Annotated in this window: 19 protein-coding genes, 1 tRNA gene and 1 pseudogene; 11 read left to right on the top strand and 10 right to left on the bottom strand. The window is 62.7% G+C overall.

From position 1 onward, the window contains the following. The first annotated feature begins 190 nt into the window (after window positions 1-190). Window positions 191-985 (top strand): DUF4397 domain-containing protein, encoded by a 795-nt coding sequence (locus tag BLW71_RS01845; RefSeq protein WP_091792785.1) that lies wholly within the window; start codon window positions 191-193, stop codon window positions 983-985. A 328-nt stretch (window positions 986-1,313) separates the two neighbouring features. Here BLW71_RS01845 and BLW71_RS01850 read toward each other — a convergent pair whose 3' ends face one another. Together BLW71_RS01850 and BLW71_RS01855 are read right to left on the bottom strand one after the other, a co-directional pair. Then, on the bottom strand, window positions 1,314-1,448 hold the full coding sequence (locus BLW71_RS01850) for an entericidin A/B family lipoprotein (protein WP_091792786.1): 135 nt from the start codon (window positions 1,446-1,448) through the stop codon (window positions 1,314-1,316). A gap of 235 nt (window positions 1,449-1,683) precedes the next feature. Next, complete coding sequence (locus BLW71_RS01855; RefSeq protein ID WP_091792787.1) at window positions 1,684-3,153, bottom strand: sensor histidine kinase; 1,470 nt, start codon at window positions 3,151-3,153, stop codon at window positions 1,684-1,686. A gap of 252 nt (window positions 3,154-3,405) precedes the next feature. On the opposite strand from BLW71_RS01855, the gene BLW71_RS01860 reads away from it, so the two are divergent. The 5 genes and pseudogenes from BLW71_RS01860 to BLW71_RS01880 all read left to right on the top strand — a co-directional run bounded on the left by BLW71_RS01860 (window position 3,406) and on the right by BLW71_RS01880 (window position 5,758). After that, on the top strand, window positions 3,406-3,582 hold the full coding sequence (locus tag BLW71_RS01860; protein WP_091800263.1) for a DUF1328 domain-containing protein: 177 nt from the start codon (window positions 3,406-3,408) through the stop codon (window positions 3,580-3,582). A gap of 108 nt (window positions 3,583-3,690) precedes the next feature. Then, window positions 3,691-3,852, top strand: a complete 162-nt coding sequence (locus tag BLW71_RS01865; RefSeq protein ID WP_006052455.1) for a DUF1328 domain-containing protein — start codon at window positions 3,691-3,693, stop codon at window positions 3,850-3,852. Between the two features lie 101 nt (window positions 3,853-3,953). Then, window positions 3,954-4,526, top strand: a complete 573-nt coding sequence (locus BLW71_RS01870) for a ferritin-like domain-containing protein (protein ID WP_091792788.1) — start codon at window positions 3,954-3,956, stop codon at window positions 4,524-4,526. A gap of 150 nt (window positions 4,527-4,676) precedes the next feature. Continuing rightward, a pseudogene (locus BLW71_RS01875) lies at window positions 4,677-5,309 on the top strand (response regulator). Between the two features lie 20 nt (window positions 5,310-5,329). Next, window positions 5,330-5,758, top strand: a complete 429-nt coding sequence (locus BLW71_RS01880; protein ID WP_091792789.1) for a response regulator — start codon at window positions 5,330-5,332, stop codon at window positions 5,756-5,758. 25 nt (window positions 5,759-5,783) lie between these two features. On the opposite strand, the gene BLW71_RS01885 is transcribed toward BLW71_RS01880, so the two are convergent. After that, complete coding sequence (locus tag BLW71_RS01885; RefSeq protein WP_091792790.1) at window positions 5,784-6,992, bottom strand: MFS transporter; 1,209 nt, start codon at window positions 6,990-6,992, stop codon at window positions 5,784-5,786. A 227-nt stretch (window positions 6,993-7,219) separates the two neighbouring features. On the opposite strand from BLW71_RS01885, the gene BLW71_RS01890 reads away from it, so the two are divergent. Then, window positions 7,220-7,705, top strand: coding sequence for a DUF2569 domain-containing protein (locus BLW71_RS01890; RefSeq protein WP_091792791.1), 486 nt, complete (start codon window positions 7,220-7,222; stop codon window positions 7,703-7,705). Window positions 7,706-7,727: 22 nt separating this feature from the next. Here BLW71_RS01890 and BLW71_RS01895 read toward each other — a convergent pair whose 3' ends face one another. From BLW71_RS01895 to BLW71_RS01915, 5 genes are read right to left on the bottom strand one after another with little or no spacing between them, the layout of a single operon-like run. Next, window positions 7,728-8,555, bottom strand: a complete 828-nt coding sequence (locus tag BLW71_RS01895) for a phosphodiesterase (RefSeq protein ID WP_091792792.1) — start codon at window positions 8,553-8,555, stop codon at window positions 7,728-7,730. A 44-nt stretch (window positions 8,556-8,599) separates the two neighbouring features. Continuing rightward, window positions 8,600-9,646, bottom strand: a complete 1,047-nt coding sequence (locus tag BLW71_RS01900; protein WP_091792793.1) for an ABC transporter ATP-binding protein — start codon at window positions 9,644-9,646, stop codon at window positions 8,600-8,602. After that, on the bottom strand, window positions 9,643-10,545 hold the full coding sequence (locus BLW71_RS01905; RefSeq protein WP_091792794.1) for an ABC transporter permease: 903 nt from the start codon (window positions 10,543-10,545) through the stop codon (window positions 9,643-9,645). The genes BLW71_RS01900 and BLW71_RS01905 overlap by 4 nt, the downstream gene beginning before the upstream one ends. A 47-nt stretch (window positions 10,546-10,592) precedes the next feature. Then, window positions 10,593-11,417, bottom strand: a complete 825-nt coding sequence (locus BLW71_RS01910) for an ABC transporter permease (RefSeq protein WP_091792795.1) — start codon at window positions 11,415-11,417, stop codon at window positions 10,593-10,595. Further along, window positions 11,414-12,463, bottom strand: coding sequence for an ABC transporter substrate-binding protein (locus BLW71_RS01915; protein WP_091792796.1), 1,050 nt, complete (start codon window positions 12,461-12,463; stop codon window positions 11,414-11,416). Before BLW71_RS01915 ends, BLW71_RS01910 begins: the two co-directional genes overlap by 4 nt. 489 nt (window positions 12,464-12,952) lie before the next feature. Between BLW71_RS01915 and BLW71_RS01920 the strand changes: the two genes are divergently transcribed. Continuing rightward, the gene (locus BLW71_RS01920; RefSeq protein ID WP_091792797.1) at window positions 12,953-13,606 is read left to right on the top strand and encodes a hypothetical protein; all 654 of its coding nucleotides are present in this window, start codon (window positions 12,953-12,955) and stop codon (window positions 13,604-13,606) included. A 111-nt stretch (window positions 13,607-13,717) separates the two neighbouring features. On the opposite strand, the gene BLW71_RS01925 is transcribed toward BLW71_RS01920, so the two are convergent. Continuing rightward, window positions 13,718-14,788 carry a LacI family DNA-binding transcriptional regulator gene (locus BLW71_RS01925; protein ID WP_091792798.1) on the bottom strand — a complete coding sequence of 357 codons (1,071 nt, stop codon included), beginning with the start codon at window positions 14,786-14,788 and terminating at the stop codon, window positions 13,718-13,720. A 195-nt stretch (window positions 14,789-14,983) separates the two neighbouring features. On the opposite strand from BLW71_RS01925, the gene BLW71_RS01930 reads away from it, so the two are divergent. From BLW71_RS01930 to BLW71_RS01940, 3 genes are all read left to right on the top strand, one after another. After that, window positions 14,984-15,068, top strand: a tRNA-Leu gene (locus BLW71_RS01930). 192 nt (window positions 15,069-15,260) lie between these two features. Beyond that, entirely contained in the window at window positions 15,261-15,893 is a 633-nt protein-coding gene (locus BLW71_RS01935; RefSeq protein WP_091792799.1) for a hypothetical protein, read from the top strand. A 19-nt stretch (window positions 15,894-15,912) separates the two neighbouring features. Next, a complete protein-coding gene (locus BLW71_RS01940) occupies window positions 15,913-16,416 on the top strand; it encodes a M48 metallopeptidase family protein (RefSeq protein ID WP_091792800.1) in 504 nt (167 codons plus the stop codon). 24 nt (window positions 16,417-16,440) lie between these two features. Here BLW71_RS01940 and BLW71_RS01945 read toward each other — a convergent pair whose 3' ends face one another. Continuing rightward, complete coding sequence (locus BLW71_RS01945; protein ID WP_091792801.1) at window positions 16,441-18,756, bottom strand: FdhF/YdeP family oxidoreductase; 2,316 nt, start codon at window positions 18,754-18,756, stop codon at window positions 16,441-16,443. Between the last annotated feature and the right edge of the window lie 25 nt (window positions 18,757-18,781).

Raw genomic sequence — 18,781 nt, forward strand, 5'->3', positions numbered from 1 at the left:
GACACGGACCGCGCCGTTCGGCAAAAAGGCGCGATGTGCGGCAGGGATAGGAGGGGGTGCTCCGTTTCGGAGAGCCGGCCTGAAACCGTTCAAACGACCAGCGAACAAGGTTTCAGACGGCGTGTTGTCCGAAGCGGGACGTCCACAAATCAATGGGCCGAGAGCCCGATAACATCGATAGGTGAACATAATGAAACTGATCCGAACCATGGTGGCGATGGCTGCGGTTGCATCCATTCTGAGCGCGTGTGGCGGCGGTTCCGACGACGTAGGCAAGGAACTCGGGCTGACCAATCCGGAGATCCATTTCATCCATGCCATTCCCAGTGGTCCGGCAGTCGACTTTCTCGTGAACGGCACCGCGCCGTCCGGCCAGACGAACATCAACTATAAAGGCGTGACGAACCTCACTAATATCAACACGGGCGCGACTACTGTCGCTTACTCGGCGACCGGCTCGACGACGGCACTTGCAAGCGGCAGCTTTCCGGATGTCGCCAAGGGCCACGAGTACACCGTGCTCGCTTTGCCGGGTCTCGCCGCACCGGACATCGGCCTGATCGACGATCCGTTCGACAAGGGGCTGCTCTCGAATAGCGCGCGTGTGCGCGGCTTCAACGCTTCGGCGAACGCGACCAATCTCGACCTGTATCTGGTCCAATCCACCGCCACCAACATCGCCAACGTCTCGCCGACCATGGCCGGCGTGGCATTCAAGAACGCGGTGCCGGCGAGCGGTCAGGACTCGATCTACGTGTCCGGCGGCACGTACGTGCTGATCGCGACAGCGGCGGGCAGCAAGACGCCGATCTTCCAGTCGCCGGCATTCACGTTGTCGAACAATGCCGACTGGCTGGTGACGTCGGTGCCGATCGCGGGGGCGCTGAGCCAACTCGTGCCGGGCCAGATCCATCTGCTGGTCGCGCAGAACGGCAATACGCAGACGCCGAGCGTCGAACTGACGAATACGCTGACGGGCCAATAAGTACGCAAAGTACGCGAAGAAGTGCGCTGACAGGAATGCCCGCAAGCGGCGCTTGAATCAGACGCATGCAATAAGCGACACGTCCTGGGGAGGACGGAGCGGCGATCCACGCGAGTGGATCGCCGTTTTGTTTGTGGCGTCGCTGAGCGTCGGTAACGAAGCCGTGACTGTTGCGAGCATCACGCCGATGCGTGCGCGAAGGCTGCGCAAACAACGAAGCCCGACCATCAGGCGAAAAAAAGCCCGCCGAGGTTTCCCGCGGCGGGCTTTCACGAACCCCCGTTGCCAAGCGCCTCAAAGCGCCGGGCGTCTGCTTCATATGACCTGCTTACTTGGCCTTTTCAGCCGAATTCGTGATGGCGTCGCCACCCTTCGAAATGTCCTGCCCAGCCCCCGCCATGGTGTTGCAACCGGCGAGCGCAGCCGTCCCTGCAATGAGAAGCAAAGCGATCAGTCGATTCATGAGAGTTCTCCTTGTCGAGAATGCATCGGTTGACGTGCCCGTGTTCTACGGCACGCGCCAGCTAAGCTAGCTGTCGTCCGACCGGGGCTTACGCCAGTCGATCCGGTCTGATTGCATGGTAAAAAAAGGGCGCGGAAGGCGCTGTCGGCCGGGCTGCGATTTTCTTGTAGGCGTGCTCCGCTGTTTGCGTCGGCGCACTCCTACAAGCCTCACGGTGACGTTGCGCGAGCCTTTGCTAGACGGACGTTCGCGACGGCGTGGCCGGCGGCAGGTCGATCGAAGGCGTCGCGGTGCTCACGCTCGGCATCTCCACATGGATGTCGGTGCCGTTGGGCACGCCGCGCCGGATATCGAAGCGCCCGCCGTGCGCGGCGACGCGCTGGCGCATGCCTAGGAGCCCATGCGTGTGGGTGCGCTTCAGATCGGCCGGCATGATGCCGACGCCGTTATCGGCGATATGCAGCGCCACCTGGCCATCGCCGACCTGCAATGCGATCGACACCTTCGAAGCCCGCGCGTACTTGGCGGCGTTGGTGAGCGACTCCTGCGCGACGCGAAACAGCGCGATCTCCGTCTGCTCGTCGAGCTTGATGTCGTCGGCGGGCAGGTGCAGTTCGAGCGTCCAGTTGTTGCGCTGCGCGGCTTCGTCGGCGAGCGTACGCAACGCGGTAACGAGCCCGAAGTTCGCCAGCACCGTAGGCCGCATGTCTTCAATGATGCGCCGCTTGAGCGCAATGCCCTGGTCGAGATTCGCGAGCGCCCGCTTGAGTTTCTCGGAGATATCCGGCGCGCTGTCCTTCAGTTTGCGGTTGGCCCACGCCACGTCCATTTTGCTCGCGGTCAGAATCGCGCCGAGCTCGTCGTGCAGCTCGCGCGCGAGCTGGGTTTTTTCGTTTTCGCTGACTGCCTGCAAGTGCCAGCCGAGCGCTTCGAGCTGACGGGTGCGTTCATTCACGAGCTGGTCGAGCCCCTCCTGTTGTGTGATCAATTGACGCTGCACGCGCGCCTGACGATCGATCTGAATGCCGAGGTTACGAAACAGCAGGATGAACAGCACGATATTCAGCGCCGACAAGCCCGCTGCGCACAGCGTGGAGATGCGCTGATCGCCGCGGCTCGCGGCAAGCGCGTGTTGCGCGCGGCGCTCCTCGTTGTCGCGAAGCAGCGAGAGCGTGCTGTCCACGAGCGACGCATCGGCCGGACTGGCTTCGCTCGCGCTGCCGCAGGCGGCGAGATCTAGCGGATGCGGCGCCGCGCGCTGCAGCGCGGACGCGCCCGCGCCAATACGCGCCTCGATCAGCGCCTGGATCTGCGTGAAGCTGGCGACTTCCGCGCTGTCGGCTTTGCCGCTGCGGTAGAAGCGGTTCAACTGCTGTTCGCTCTGACGGATGCGCGCGGCGGTCGCGCAGAAATCGCGCGCGGAAGCGTCCTGCTTCGTCAGAAGAAAATCGCTTTGCTGCGCACTCAGGCGCGAGAGCTGGCTCGCAAGAATGCTCAGTTGCACGGTGACGTCGCGTGCTTCGAGTGCGGTCTCGTATTCGGCGGCAATGCGTTGGCGCGCGGTCTCGAGAATCACGAGACCACCCACGGTAATGACGATCGCCACGGTCATGGCAATCGCCCAACTGCGATTGCGCATCCAGTCGCTCAGGCGGGTGGCGGGCCCAAGGGCGGCCGCGTTCGGCGCATTCTGCTCATTTGGCAATTTCGGCTCCTCTATTGGGGCTTCAGTGTAACGTCCGCCGCGTCCGGCGACGGTGCGAGTATCGCGCCGACGCGGCCGCCTTCGCGGCGCAACACACCGGTCTCGCGTGGCTTATGCACTCGCCGTAACGCTGCCGTAATCCAATGTCAGCGGATTCTCACACGAAAACCGGCGTGCGTCGGAATGCGCCCGCCGTCGCTGATGGCTAGGATTGACCTGATCGTTCAATCAATGTTTCGGGAGAAAGCCATCATGCTGAAATGGGCGTTGTTCTTCGCCGTCGTGGCGGTGATCGCCGGCCTTCTTGGCTTTACCGGCGTAGCGGCAGGCGCGGCGGCAATCGCGAAGTTCCTGTTTATCGTGTTCGTGATTCTGTGTGTCGTGTTCCTCGTGCTCGGCTTCGTGGTGACGAAAAAGATCGTCGATTAGCGCGGTTCGACGAGGAGTTCGCAAGCCGTGTCTTCGAAACTGGCAGACGGTTCGCCATGCAATGCGCCGAGCCAGGCCACGCAGATACCAACAAGAAGGAGAGTCGCCATGCTTCACTATGCCATTGTTTTTTTCGTGATCGCGATCATCGCCGCCGTGTTCGGTTTTACCGGAATCGCAGCAGGGGCGGCTGAAATTGCGAAGATCCTGTTCTACATTTTCCTCGTCGTGTTCGTGGTCACGCTGCTGCTCGGCGTATTCCGAACGTAGACGGGCGCTTATTGGCAGCCCGCATTCCTTGTGCCGGCGCATCAGGCGCGATTCGTGCGTGATGCGCAGTTACCCCCAATACCGGATAAAGGAGAAATTCAATGTCGAAGTCACCTGGCGCCCAGGGCGCGGCCACTCAATCCAAGGATCCGTTCGTGATGGATCTCAAGAAGATCCGCGAAGACGCACGCAAGCACATGTCGGACGGACCGGTCACGCAAAGCTATGGCGCGGATCGCGAAACGGTGCTGAAGCTATGCAATGACGCACTGGCCACTGAAATCGTCTGCGTGCTGCGTTACAAGCGGCATCACTTCATGGCAAAGGGCATCAACTCCGAGGCGGTGGCCGCGGAATTCGCCGAACATGCCGCGGAGGAACAGGAACACGCCGACCGCATCGCCGAGCGGATCGTGCAATTGGGCGGCGAGCCTGATTTCGCACCGGACGGTTTGAAGACGCGCTCGCACTCGGAATACAAGGAGGGCGACAGCCTCACGGAGATGATCAAGGAGAATCTGATCGCCGAGCGGATTGCGATCGATACCTACCGCGAGATCATTCGCTATCTCGGCGATAAGGACGTGACGACGCGTCGTATGTTCGAAGAGATTCTCGCTGTGGAAGAAGAGCACGCGGACGATATGGCGGATCTGCTCGAAGGCCGCGAGTAAGCGGGAGGGCGCTGCGGGCACGGGCGGGTCTGGCAGGTTTCCCGCGCCGGCATGCGCCGCCATGTTCTTCTCCGATTCCGGCAGACGCCGTGCCGGAGATCATTACAATGTCTGCTTTGGAGCGATTCCAATACACGGACACCCAAACCGATGATTCGAGTGTTGATAGCCGACGACCATGCGATCGTCCGAGGTGGCTTCAGGCAGTTCGTCGCTGACGAGCCGGATATGTGCGTCGCGGCCGAAGCGGCCACCGGCGACGAAACCATCAGCCTCGTGCGCGAGTAGGCGTTCGACGTGGTGCTCCTCGACATCGCGATGCCGGACAAGAACGGTATCGACACCTTGCGTGTGATCAAGCAGGTGCGTCCCGAGCAGGGCGTACTGATTCTGTCGGGCTACCCGGAAAGCCAATACGCGATCAACCTGCTGCGCGCGGGCGCGAACGGTTATCTGAACAAGGATTGCGAGCCCGACGAGATCGTGCGGGCGATTCGCTCGGTGGCGCGCGGGCATCGCTACCTCTCCGAGGCGGTGGCCGACGCGCTCGCCGACAATCTCGACAAGCCGTCCGCCGGGCGGCCGCACGAAGCGCTGTCCGAGCGTGAGTTCCAGATTTTCTGCAAGCTCGCGGCCGGGCAGATTCCCACTGAGATTGCGGAGGAATTGCATTTGTCCGTGAAAACGGTGAGTACCTACCGGGCCCGCGTACTGGAGAAAATGCAACTGGCGAACAACGCCGATCTGACTTATTACGCGATCAAGAATGGTTTGATCGAATAATGGATGATCGAGATATTCCAATGAACAGCGAATCGAACCCTGTTGCCGATCAAGCCAGCCGCGCACCCTTGCGCGTGCTGCTGATCGAGGATTCGCCGCTGATCCGCCGAAGCCTCGTGGAAGCGATCGACGCCTCCGGCCTGCTCAAGGTAGCCGCCTACGCGGATTCCGCGGATCAGGCGATTGCGCTATTGAGCGACGAGGCCTTCGACGCGGTGATCGTCGACCTGCAGTTGAAGCAGGGCTCGGGCGTGCCGGTATTGGCGTACTTGCAGCGAGAGGGATTGATCGACCGGGTATTCGCCGCGGTGCTGACCAATCATGCGTTGCCCGCCTATCGGGAGCGCTGCGAGCAATACGGCGTGCGCCACTTTTACGACAAGTCGTTCGAGTTCGACCGGGTGATCGACGCGCTGCACGACTATGCGTCGGCGCGCAGCGGCCAATGAGCGCTCCGCGCGAACAAGGCGCCGATTAACCCTTCACATCCTTCACGCCTGCGGGCAGCGCCAGATGATTCCACGCCGCCAGCCCGGCGAACACGAGGCCGGCCGCACTCACACCAAGCCATCCAAACGTCGGCCACACTGCCGCGCCAACGCCGGAGCCGATCGCTCCGCCAATGAAATACGCCACCATGTACACCGTATTCACGCGGCTGCGCGCGTCCGGCTTGAGTGCGTAGATGCGTGACTGATTAGAGATTTGCGCGGCCTGCACGCCGATATCGAGAACGATCACGCCGATCACGAGCCCCGCAATGCTTCTCGCCGATGCGCCGAACACCACGAACGAAATCGCCACCAGCACGATCGACACGGTGATGATCGCGCGCGGTCCGCGCCGGTCGGAGAACTTGCCGGCGAGCGGCGCGGCCATCGCGCCTGCCGCGCCGACAATACCGAATAGCCCCGCCGCTTGCGGCCCGAGATGAAACGGCGCACCGGCCAGCAGCAACGCCAGCACCGACCAGAAAATGCTGAACGCAGCGAACAGGGCCGCGCCGGTCAGCGACGCTTCACGCAGCGCGCGGTGCTCGACTACCAGATGCCACATCGACACCAATAGCTTGCCGTAGGGCAGCGTGGACGTCGGCTGACTCCTGGGCAGACGCAGAATGATGACGACCGCGAGCACCAGCAACGCGACCACGGACGCGCCGAATACCGCGCGCCAGCCGAAATATTCGGCGATCACGCCCGACGCCGTTCGCGCCAGCAGGATCCCCAGCAGCAAACCGCTCATCACCGTGCCGACCGCGTGGCCGCGTTCGGCCGGCGGCGCGAGTTCCGCCGCGAACGGCACCGCTTGCTGCGCGATGGTGGCGAGCACGCCGATCGCCAGACTTGCGAAGATCAGCACGGACAGCGTTGGCGCGGCGGCGGCCACTACCAGCGCGACACAGATGCCGGCGATCTGCAGCAGGATCAGAAGGCGGCGATCGAAGCGGTCGCCGAGCGGCGCCAGCAACAGCATGCCGGCCGCGTAGCCGAGTTGGGTGACGGCCGGCACCGCGCCGACCCACGACGCGCTGTGCGGAAACGACAGCCGGAAGTCGTCGAGCAGCGGCTGGTTGTAATAGATGTTCGCGACCGCGACGCCCGCGATGGTGGCGAGCAGAAGCAGCAGGCCGCGCAGCGACCGGTCGGCGGAAGCGGGAGTGGACGCGTTGGAAGTGGACATGAGAGAGGGCGATTGACGGACCGGCCCATGCACGGTCCTCAAGCGTGCCGATCATACCGGAGCATGGCGGATCGTGCTGACGGCCGCGAGCGCGCAAACACGCCGGTTCCAAGCCACCTGAAAGGGACGCGTCGACAAAATGAGATGGTCGTTCGTGGTTAGTTCGTAGAATCGGCGCGCCTCATCCGACCGATTACGACAGAACGAAGCAAACGAAGAACGACTCCATGGCCTCGACCACGAAACATGAACCTCGACACATCGGCGGCTGGCTGCTCGTCGCGTTGACCTGCGTTGCCACGTGGGTGCTCCATACGGCGATCGCCATGCGCGATCCGCTCAAACTGATGCTCGAATGGGAACTGCTGGCGGTGTTTATCCGGCGCGAAACGCATGGCTGGTATCGCGCCGTGCTCGCGATGGTCGGCTGTGATGTCGTCACGGGCGTATTCATCGTGGCCGGCGCGGGCTGGCTGGCGCTGCTCGCGCTGCGCAGGTCTGCGCGCTTCGCGCCGCAGGTGCAGGCCTGGCTCGTCGCCATTGTCGCGATGCGAGCCGGCGCGTATCTGCTCGGCGATTACATGACACACGCCATCGGCATCGACATCGCCGTTCCCTACGGCGATCTTATTCAGGCCGTCGTCGCAGCCGCGCTCGGGATTCCGTATTTCAGGTCGTCCCGGCGCGTGCATGAGACCTTCATCCGCGCGTGAGCGCGCGTGTCAATCGAACAGATCAATCGATCAGATCGCCTTCGGGCTCGTAAAAGGGATACGGCCCATCCGCCGCGTCCACATACGCGTGATGCGTGACGATGCCGGTTGCCGGGTCATAGTGATGCAGCGCATACGCCGGCGGCTCCATCATGAACGCGGACGGCGCATCGTCGCGCAGATCGAGCGCGACCTGATGCGCGGGCGCCGGCACCGCGGAGGCGATCGTGCCGCCAAAGCGCACGAACATGGGCCGGTGCACATGCCCGCAGATCACGCGTTCCACGTTCGGGTAACGCGCGATCAACGCCGCGAGTTTGTCGGATGCGGTGGGATCGAGCCGCAATTCATCCATATGCCCGATGCCGCACACAAACGGCGGATGATGCAGCGCGACCACCGTCGGTTTGCCTTGGGCCGCGTCGAGTTGCGTGGCGAGCCACGCGAGCCGCGCGTCGCACAGATCGCCCGCGCTTTGGCCCGGCACCATCGAATCGAGCGCGATGAGTCGCAGCGCGCCGAGATCGACCGCGTATTGCACGAATTCGCCGCCGCTTTGCAATTCCGCGCGATCGGGAAATGCGGCACGCAACGCGGCGCGTTCGTCGTGATTGCCGACCAGCAGGAAGTAGGGAATCTCGAGCGGCGCGAGCAGGGTCTTGAGATGCGCGTACTGTTCCGGGTCGCCTTGGTCGACGAGGTCGCCCGTCATGATCACCGCGTCGGGACGCGGTTCGAGCGCATTGAGGGCGGCCACGCAGCGTGCGAGATAGGCGCCGGTGTCGACGCGGCGGTAAGCGAGCGCGCCGGGCCGTTTGATATGCAGGTCGCTAATTTGAGCCAGCAGCATGGGGTGTCCTTTTTTATAGCGCGCCAAACAACGGCGTCACTTCATTACGATAGCGCAATCAGCGCGTCGTGCGCGATTGAAATGCCGACCGGTGTGCCACGCGCCAATTCCACGCGGCCCGCCACGTCGATCAGCAACGCGTCGGGAGCGGCGCCGCCCACCGTCAGCCGTGTTCGCTCGCCGAGAAACGCGGTGCTTTCGATATGGCCACGCAATTGCGCATGAGCCGGATCGGCAAGATAAGCGTCTTCAGGGCGGAAGAAAATTTCGTGCGCCGAATTCACGTGCGCGTCGCCCGCGGGCAGCGGCACGGCGCCGCCGGTGGTCGTCAGCAGGCCGTCGCGCCGCTCGCCCGCGAGTCGGTTGATCGTGCCGACAAACTGCGCGACCGTCCGGTTGGCGGGGCGGTAATAGATCTCGCGCGGCGAGCCGATCTGCTCGATGCGCCCCGCGCTCATCACGACGATGCGGTCGCCCAGTTCCATTGCTTCGGCCTGATCGTGCGTGACGTACACGGTCGTGATGCCCAACTCACGCAGCAACGTGTTCATCTCGCTGCGCAAGGTGTCGCGCAAGCGGGCGTCGAGGGCGGTGAGCGGTTCGTCGAGCAGCAGCACGCGCGGCTGCACGGCGAGCGCGCGTGCGAGCGCCACACGCTGGCGCTGCCCGCCGGAAAGCTGATCGATCGGCTTGTCGGCGTGAGCGGTGAGACGCATCATGCCGAGCAATTCGTCGACGCGTTGATGGGCAGTCTCGGCCGGCACGCGTTTGATCTTCAGGCCATAGCCGATGTTGCCGCGCACTGTCAGGTTCGGAAACAGCGCATAGCTCTGGAACACCATGCCGACCTGGCGCTTTTCGATCGGCAAGGCGGTGACGTCGTCGTCGCCGAACGCGATGCGGCCGCCGGCGTCCGGCGTTTCGAGCCCCGCGATCATGCGCAGCGTCGTGGTCTTGCCGCAGCCGGACGGCCCGAGCAATACCAGCGTTTCACCGGCGTCGATATGCAGATCGAGCGGCTCGAGCACGCGCGTGCCGCGAAACGTTTTCGCGCATTGCGTCAGCGCGATGGGTACGGAGGCAAGTTTCATGGTTTGAGCGACTTAGAAGGAGAGACGGCGGCACGTTGTTTCGCCGCGCTGCGCTGGCCGGTCGCATCGACACCGAGCCATTGCATCGCGACGAGCAGGGGCATCGTCATGATGAAAAACAGAATCGTGTAGGCGCTGCCGATCTCGATGCGCAACGACGCATACGTGTCCGCGAGACCCACCGGCAGCGTTTTGGTATCGGGCGTGTGCAGCATCCACGTGAGATTGAATTCGCCGATGGAGAGCGTCAGCACCGCCAGCGCGCCGGCCACGATGCCGGGGCGCGCGTTGGGCAGCACGATCGTCACGAAGCGCTGCAGAAAGCTCGCGCCGAGACTCGCCGCGCCTTCTTCGAGCGTGCGCAGATCGCTGCTCGCGCACACGGCGGCGACCGCGCGCACCATGAAGGGCAGCGTGAACACCACATGGCCGACGACGATAAACGCCACGCTCATGCGGAACATCGTGAAGCCGCCGTAGACCACCAGCAGCGCGAGCGCCGACGCAAGGCCCGGCAGCGCGATCGGCAGCACCAGAAACTCTTCGATGATGCGCGACAGGCGCGTCTTGCTGCGCGCGAGCACGTAACCCGCCGGCACGCCGGTGAGCAGCGTGATGAGCAGGGTCGCCGCCGCCACTTCGAGCGAGAGAAATACCGAGCCGTGATATTGCGTCCACACTTCTTCGAGCCAGCGCAGCGTGAGTCCGCTCGATACGCCCTTGAAGTAGTTGACCGTCAGCCCCGCCATGATCGACATGACGACTGGCACGATCAGGAACGCGCATAGCAGCAGCGTCACGAGCCATTGGCCGGCTGCGAGCCACGTTCTGGCGGCCGGCAGGCGCGCACGCGAGCGCGGCTTCGTTGCCGGCTGTAGAGAAGCGGTGATGGAATTCATTGAGGTCCTGTCTTCCGGTCTGGCAGCGCCAGGTTTGAACATGCCGTTCATGCGCTTGCCGCCACGGCCGAACCGCTCACGCTGCGCGCCAACGCCAGCACGGCCCACGTCACCATGCCGAGCACGATCGAGAGGCCCGCGGCGGTCACCATGTTCGCGTTGAGGGTGAACTCGGTGTAAATGGTCATCGGCAGCACGTCGATGTCGGTGGCGAGTGTGAAGGCGGTGCCGAATGCGCCCATCGCGGTGGCGAAGCACACCGCGCCCGCCGCGATCAGACCAGGCGAGAGCGCGGGCAACACGATGTCGCGCGTGATGCGCCACGGCGACGCGCCGAGCGAGCGCGCGGCTTCTTCCAGCGATGCATCGAGCTTGGTCGCCGAGGCCATCACGGTGACGATCACGCGCGGAATCGAGAAGTACAGGTAGCCGAGAAAGAGGCCGCTCATCGAATAAGCGAATACCCAGCGGTCGCCCGTGAGTTTCAGCGAGAGCGCGCCGACCAGCCCCTGGCGCCCGGCGAGCATGATGACCATGAAGCCGACCACCACACCCGGAAACGCCAGCGGAAAGGTGAGCAGGGCGAGCAGCGTGCGCTTCAAAGGAAACTCGCGGCGCGCCAGCAGCAATCCCGCGATCACCGAGAGCACCAGCGTCGCCGCCGTGACCGCCGCGGACAACAGCACGGTCGCGCCGAGACTCGACATGTAGCGCGGATTCGTCAGCATCGCGCGATAGGTGGCGAACGCGTGGCCGTCGCCGCTCAACTGCGCGAGCGCGCCCATCGGCAACAGCCAGAAGGCGATGAATACCGCCAGCGCCGGCGCGATCAACGCGATGCGCCAGCGCAGCGGGAACGTGATGTCGTTCAATGCATCACCTGCAGATAACGCTCGCCGAAGCTCGACTGCTTCTCGGCCATCTTGCCGAAGTCCACCGGTTTGGCGCGCGCATAGTCGCTAGCCGGCAGGAATTTCGCGGCGGTGTCGGCCGTCATCGCGTTTGCGCGGACCGGGCGCAGATAGGCGTCGGCCCACAGCTTCTGGCCTTCGTCGGAGAGCACGAAATCGAGCACCTTCTTGCCGTTGGCCTCGTGCGGCGCGCCCTTCACCAGACTCATCACGTACGGGACCGAAATCGTGCCTTCCTTCGGAATCACGAACTCGACGTTCGCGTGATCCTTGTACTTTGCGCGGTAGGCGTCGAAATCGTAGTCGAGCAGGATGGGAATTTCGCCGGACATCACGCGCGCGTAGGCGGTCTGCTTGGGCACGATCGGCGCATTGGCCTTCAGCTTGCGAAACCAGTCGAGGCCCGGCTCGAAGTTATCGAGCGTGCCGCCGAGCGCCTGATTCACCGCCACCGCGCCCGCATAGCCGACGAACGCGCTCGACGGGTCGAGGTAGCCGATCATGCCTTTGTACTCGGGCTTGAGCAGGTCGGCCCACGAGCGCGGCACGGGCTTGCCTTCGAGCGCGTCCTTGTTGACGAAAAAGCCCAGCGTGCCCGAATGAATCGTGAACCAGTAGCCTTGCGGGTCCTTCATGTTGGCGGGAATGTCATCCCAATGCGCGGGCTTGTACGGCTGGATCACGCCCTTGTCCTTCGCCTGGAAAGCCGATGAGACGCCGAGGTACACCACGTCGGCGACCGGGCTCTTCTGTTCGGCCATGAGCTGGGCGATCGACTGGCCGGAATTCTTGTTGTCGAACGGCACGCGAATGCCGGTCTTCTGCTGGATCGCCTTGATCTGGCTCGCCCAGTCGGCCCATTCGGGCGGGCAGTTGTAGCAGATCGCGGTTTCGTCGGCATGCGCGAGCGAGGGTGCGGCCAGAGTCATGACAAGTGCCGAGGCGGCGAACGCGGCGCGCGCCAATTGACGCACTCGAACAAAAGCGGTGGAGGAACGGCGGGTCACAGCAATCTCCCAGAGATGGACAAGGTGGCTTAAGCGGTGGTGTCGAGTACGGGTGAACTGACGCAATACAGGTGGCGCGATGCGGGCTGCCGGACATCGCTTGTGTGCCGTGCTGTCTGGCGATGTAAACGTTTTCGTCGAGCGGATTATCGGGAACGTATGTGACGACGCTATGACGTGTGGCTTGCCGTTCGGGCGGCCGTTCTCCGGGTTCCTGTTTGACTGGATCAGTTGATTCTTGACCTTATATCTGCGCCGCATTTTCTTGCGCCGGCTAATTCGCAGGGAAATCCCAATTCCGGTTTTCCGTGATTTTAGGAGTTCTCCGATGGGCGGTGAGCAGGGCGAAATTCACTATGAAATTGCCGCTTGTTACGCGGCATGACGGTAAAGCGGATTTAATTTCAGAAAACGGAGGCGTTGCGAAGCTGTTGTGTTTTTGTCCCGGTTTGTTCGAAGGTAATCTCAATTTTGATATTAGAGGCTTGTATGAAAACCAATCTATTGTTGGCCATGACTGCCGTGCTTTTATCTGTTTGCGCGCCTGCTCACGCAGCCACGGAATGTTATTTCGAGAAAACCCACGACGCTGTGGATTTGAATATCGACAATCTGGTGTTTCAGAACGTGGTTGCGCCCAAGTCCGGGTACGCCGCGATCAGCCCGGCCGGAGGCATGTCCATCACGCCCACCGACGACAACATCACCTCGAACTGCGATCTCGGGCAGGGCGGCCAGGCATTGAGGGCCAAGAATAACCGGCCGGCTTCGACGGACTATAAATATGTGTCCGTTACGGATGCCAGCGGCAATTCCCATCATGCTGTTTTGTATAGGACAACGGCACAGGGAATATACTACACTGTTAAAATTACCAACGACGCATGCACCGATAATTCCGGATTTATTCCCCCTGATAACTCGTACGTTAAACTATATGACGTAGGGGATTCAAAGGAAAAGAAGTGCTTGAACGGGGCTAAGCATTTTACATTTGGGGTTAATTTTTATGTGAGTCCGGAGTATAAAGGTGCGAAAGGCACGTTCAGGTCCAACGAGACGATACATGGCAGCTTTAATATCTCTGGAGCGGTCGACGAAGTGGCCGTAAGGTCGGTGATATTCAATGCCACGTTGAAATAGTTTTTTCTTTCTGCCCGAGCCCGTGCCCATCTCGGTGTCCGGATGAGGTGCGGCGCCTCGGGCTTCAGCAGTCGGGCTTCAGCAGTCACCAGCGAGCAATGCGCGGGCGTCTCATACAAACGGCCGCTCGGCATTTTCCGACGCACGCACACGCGAGGGCTCGTTGCGGTTCGAAATCGCCGCGATGGTGGCGCCCTCGCGCAAGCTGTGCGGCAAGGTCAGCGTGAGCGATGTTTCACTCAAGGCTTCGTAACTGCCGGTGACGCGCGCCAGCAAACGCTCCCAGGCCGCACAGCCGATTTCCCGATTCGGCGCGCAGATGCTGGCAAGCGGCGGCGACAGCAGTTCGCCCATCGCGAGTCCGTCGAAGCCGAGAATCGACATGTCGTGAGGAATTTGCAGGCGCGCGCGGCGCAGGCCACGCATGACCACCATCGCCAGCAGATCGTTGCTGCAGAAGAGGGCACTGGGACGGTTCGCGCCGCTCGTCAGATGGGCGAGCACCGCGGGCGACAACTCCTCCGCGTTGAAATCGACCTCGAGCGCGGGCGCCGGCGTCAAGCCGGCTTGTTGCATGGCCTGCGAATAGCCGAGATGCCGCTGGCGGGCGCGGTCTGAGGCAGCCAGCGTGCCCGCCAGCATGAGAATACGGCGATGGCCGTGAGCGATCAGCATGCGCACGCCGTCGTAGGCCGCGAGACGGTTGTCGACGGCGACCGACGGACGGCGTACCGTGTCGTTATGCATCAGCACGTAGAGCAGGCCCGCGCGGTCGAGTTCGTCGAGCAGCGGGTGCGTGTCGGCATCGGCGACGGTCAGGATCAGTCCTTCCACGCGGTGTTCGCGGAGCGTCTCGATAGCGTGGCGCTCACGGTCGGCGTCGTACTGCGTGGTCATCAGCATGAGCCGGTAGCCTTGCGCCGAGGCGAGTTCGTCGATACCTTGCAGGCACTCTGCGAATACGGGATTGGCGAGCGTCGGCAGGATCACGCCGATCAGGCGCGTGCGTTCGCCGCGCAATTGGCGGCCAAGCGGGCTGGGGCGGAAGTTCAGGGCGTCGATGGACTGGCGCACTTTGTCGAGCGTGACCGGGTTGACGGTATGCGGCGCGTTGATCGCGCGTGATACCGTGGCGATGGAGAAACCGGCGTGGGCAGCGACATCTTTGATCGTCGGAGTCATGGGGTTTCTGCTCGGGTCGTAAACGTTTTCGTGAGTTTCCGTGAGCGGATTATCGGCAACGTTTGTGACCCCCGGATGAATTCGGTTTTTGGGTTGTGCCGCGCCTGAAAATCGCGGTACGGGGCGGGCGCCGCGGCGGTTTGGTACGCCTGCCGCGAAATGGTAGAATTCGCGTCCACATGCGTTCTGACCCCTGCCGGGGTGATGAAATTGGTAAACATAGCGGACTTAAAATCCGCCGCTTCACAGCTTGCCGGTTCAAGTCCGGTCCCCGGCACCAATCGTCCCGCCAAGGACTTGCGCGCTTTCAGCCGAACCCGGTTCAACCTGCGCGCAACCGGATCAGACGCCTTTCCTTCCCGCCGTATCTGAAATGCGCAGCCGCTCGCCCACGTGTTCGACGACGTGCGATGCTATGACGTAGTCAACCTGCGTGTCACACCAAGGCAACCCAACTCCAACGGAGAAATCGATGGGCAACGAAAAATCGAAGCGCGCACGCCGCGCAGCCGAAAGCCTTTTCGGGGATTTGCCGAGCGCCAGCAACACCCGGGCCAGCCGCCCCTCGAATCCCTTCGACGACGATCCATTTCAAAAGCCGGCCGGCACAACGCCGACTGGCGACGCCCTAGTCGTGCTGCCGGCCCAGTTCGAACTGCCGCCCGGTTACGAAGATGCGGCAGCCATGCGCGATGCGCTCGCCCGCATCTGGCGGATGGACTGGATCAAGGTCGGCAAGGACGAATGCGTGGTGCGCCTGCCGGTCGGCTGGCGCGCGGACAAATCAGTGGACGGTGTTCTGCGAATCGAATGCGCGGGCGTGGTTCGTGCGCAGGGCCGGATCGTGGAAGGCGCGATGCTGCAGATACTCCCGCGCTATTACCTGAAGGCGGAATTCCATGAGTCGAACGATCACTGCCGGATCGTCGTGCGGGACCGCGGCCGAAACAACGCTGTGTTGAAGGAATCGTTCTGGGACACGAGAAGCGGTCCGAACCATCCGCAGTGGAAGATTCTCTCCGACTGGCTGGACACGCAATATCCCGATCATCGCGACCCGCTGCGCTATTGGGACGATTGCGAAGACAATCGCCGCGCCGGTTGACCGAGCGCAGAGCCGAAGCATGTCCCACCTGAAATACCTCACCGGCTACCCAGCCGCGCTCCAGGAGAAGGTCAAACAGCTGATAGCCGAAGACCAACTCGGCGCGTACCTCGTCGCGCGCTACCCCAACACGCACGAGGTCCAAACGGACCGGGCGCTTTACGCGTATTGCGCGGACCTGAAACGCGAGCACCTGCGCAGCGCGGAGCAGATCGACAAGGTCACGTACGACAGCAAACTCGACGTGGTGCGCCATGCGCTAGGTCTGCATACGAGCATTTCCCGCGTGCAAGGCGGCAAGCTGAAGGCGAAGAAGGAAATCCGCATCGCGTCGCTGTTCAAATCAGCCGCGCCGGAATTTCTGAAAATGATCGTGGTGCACGAACTCGCTCATCTGAAGGAAAGCGATCACAACAAGGCGTTTTACCGCCTGTGCGAGTTCATGCAGCCGGGTTACCACCAGATCGAATTCGACTTGCGTCTCTACCTGACGCATCGCGAACTGGCGAAAAAGCAGACCTGACGATCCAACGTCAGGTCTCATGCATCAAGTCGCAATCGCGCCAGCCGCGGAAGCCGTCAACAAAACCGGAATCGATTTCGACGTCGGCGTTCCCGCGCCGTCGGCGACCGACGAGAGCGGCACCAGCGGATTCGTCTCCGGATAATAGGCACCGAGACAGCCGCGCGGAATGTCGTACTCCACGAGCAGAAAACCGTCCGCGTGACGCTCGATCCCATCGGCCCACACGCTCGTGATATCCACGCGTTGCCCCGCCTCGAACCCCAGCATCGCGAGATCGTGCCTGTTCGCGAACAGCACGCGACGCTGACCATACACACCGCGATAACGGTCGTCGAGGCCGTAAATCGTCGTGTTGTACTGATCGTGCGAGCGTGTCGTCATCAACGTCATCAGCCGCTCGCCATGTTGCTTGCGCGCCTGATGAATCGGCGTCGCCGTGTCGATCGCATGCACGAGGAACTGCGCCTTGCCGCTCGGCGTTTTCCAGATCCGCTCGCGCGAGGCCACGCCGAGATGAAAGCCGCCCGGATTCTTCAGCCGCTCGTTGTAGTCCGTGAATCCCTCGATCACTTTGGCGATGCCGTCGCGAATCAGCGAATAGTCCGCTGCCTGCGCGAGCCAATCCACTTTCGCGCTGCCGAGCGTCGCATGCGCCATGCGCGCGACGATCGCGATCTCCGACAACAGATTCTCCGAAGCCGGTTTGTTCATGCCGTACGAGATATGCACCATGCTCATCGAGTCCTCGACGCTCACGCCTTGCGCGACACCGTTCTGCAAGTCGATCTCGGTGCGCCCGAGCGTCGGCAGAATCAGCGCGTCGCGGCCATGCACGAGGTGGCTGCGGTTCAGCTTGGTGGTGATGTGCACGGTGAGATCGCACGAACGCATGGCGTCCCACGTGCGCGGCGTGTCCGGCGTCGCAATAGAGAAATTGCCGCCGAGGCCGATAAATACTTTCACCTTGCCGTCGAGCATCGCCTGAATGGTGTTGACGACGTCGAGTCCGTGCTCGCGCGGCGGCTCGAAATCGTAGACTTCGCCGAGCCGGTCGAGGAACGCCTGCGTCGGCCGTTCCTCGATGCCGACCGTGCGGTCGCCTTGCACGTTCGAGTGCCCACGCACCGGGCAGAGGCCCGCGCCGCGCCGGCCGATATTGCCGCGCATCATCATCAGGTTCGACAGGATCTGCACCGTCGGCACCGAGTTCTTGTGCTGCGTGAGGCCCATGCCCCACGTCGAAATCACGGCGCGTCCCTTCACGTAGATGTCGGCGAGCTTCAGCACGTCCTCGAACGGCACGCCTGCTTCGGCGACGATCGTGTCCCAGCTTTCGGCGCGCAGGTCGTCGGCGAACGCGTCGAAACCCACGGTATGCCCGGCGATAAAGGCGATGTCGAGCACGCGGTCGAGACCCGAGATCAATGCTTCGTCGTCGAGTTCGATCACGCGCTTGGCGACGCCCTTGATCAGCGCGAAGTCGCCGCCGACTTTCGGGCGAATGAACACGGAGCTGATCTTCGTGCTGCCCATCGTCAGCATTTCGACCGGATGCTGCGGGCTCGCAAAGCGTTCGAGGCCGCGCTCCTTGAGCGGATTGATCGACACGATGGTCGCGCCGCGTTTGGCGCACTCGCGCAACTCTCCGAGCATCCGCGGATGGTTGGTGGCCGGATTCTGACCGAAGATCAGCAGCGTATCGGCGTGTTCGAAGTCGTCGAGCGTGACCGTGCCTTTACCGATGCCGACCGTATGCGGCAAGCCGCGGCTGGTCGCCTCGTGGCACATGTTCGAGCAGTCGGGGAAGTTGTTGGTGCCGTACATGCGCACGAACAACTGGTAGAGGAACGCGGCTTCGTTGCTCGCGCGTCCCGAGGTGTAGAAGGCGGCGCGGTCCGGATCGTCGAGCCGCTTCAGGTGCGCGGCGATCAGCTCGAACGCCTCGTCCCAGCCGATCGGCACATAACGGTCGCGCAGCGCGTCGTAGACGAGCGGGTCGGTCAGGCGGCCGTGCTGTTCGAGTTCGAAGTCCGATTGCGCCATCAGTTCGGTGACCGTGTGCTGCTCGAAGAATGCGGGCGTCACGCGCTTGCTGGTCGCTTCCGCGGCCACGGCTTTCACGCCGTTCTCGCAGAACTCGAAGGTGGACGCGTGCTCGCGATCCGGCCACGCGCAGCCCGGGCAGTCGAAGCCGTTCGGCTGATTCTGCTTGAGCAGCATGCGGTAGTCGCCGCCCGTCACCTTTTCCTTGATGAGATTGATGGCGACGTACTTGAGGGCGCCCCAGCCGGCGGCGGGGTGCGTGTACGGTTCGATGCGAGCTTCGGTTTTCTTCATGAGGGTGCCGCGGTGTCGGGCTTGA

The sequence above is a fragment of the Burkholderia sp. WP9 genome (assembly GCF_900104795.1).
Lineage (GTDB): Bacteria > Pseudomonadota > Gammaproteobacteria > Burkholderiales > Burkholderiaceae > Paraburkholderia.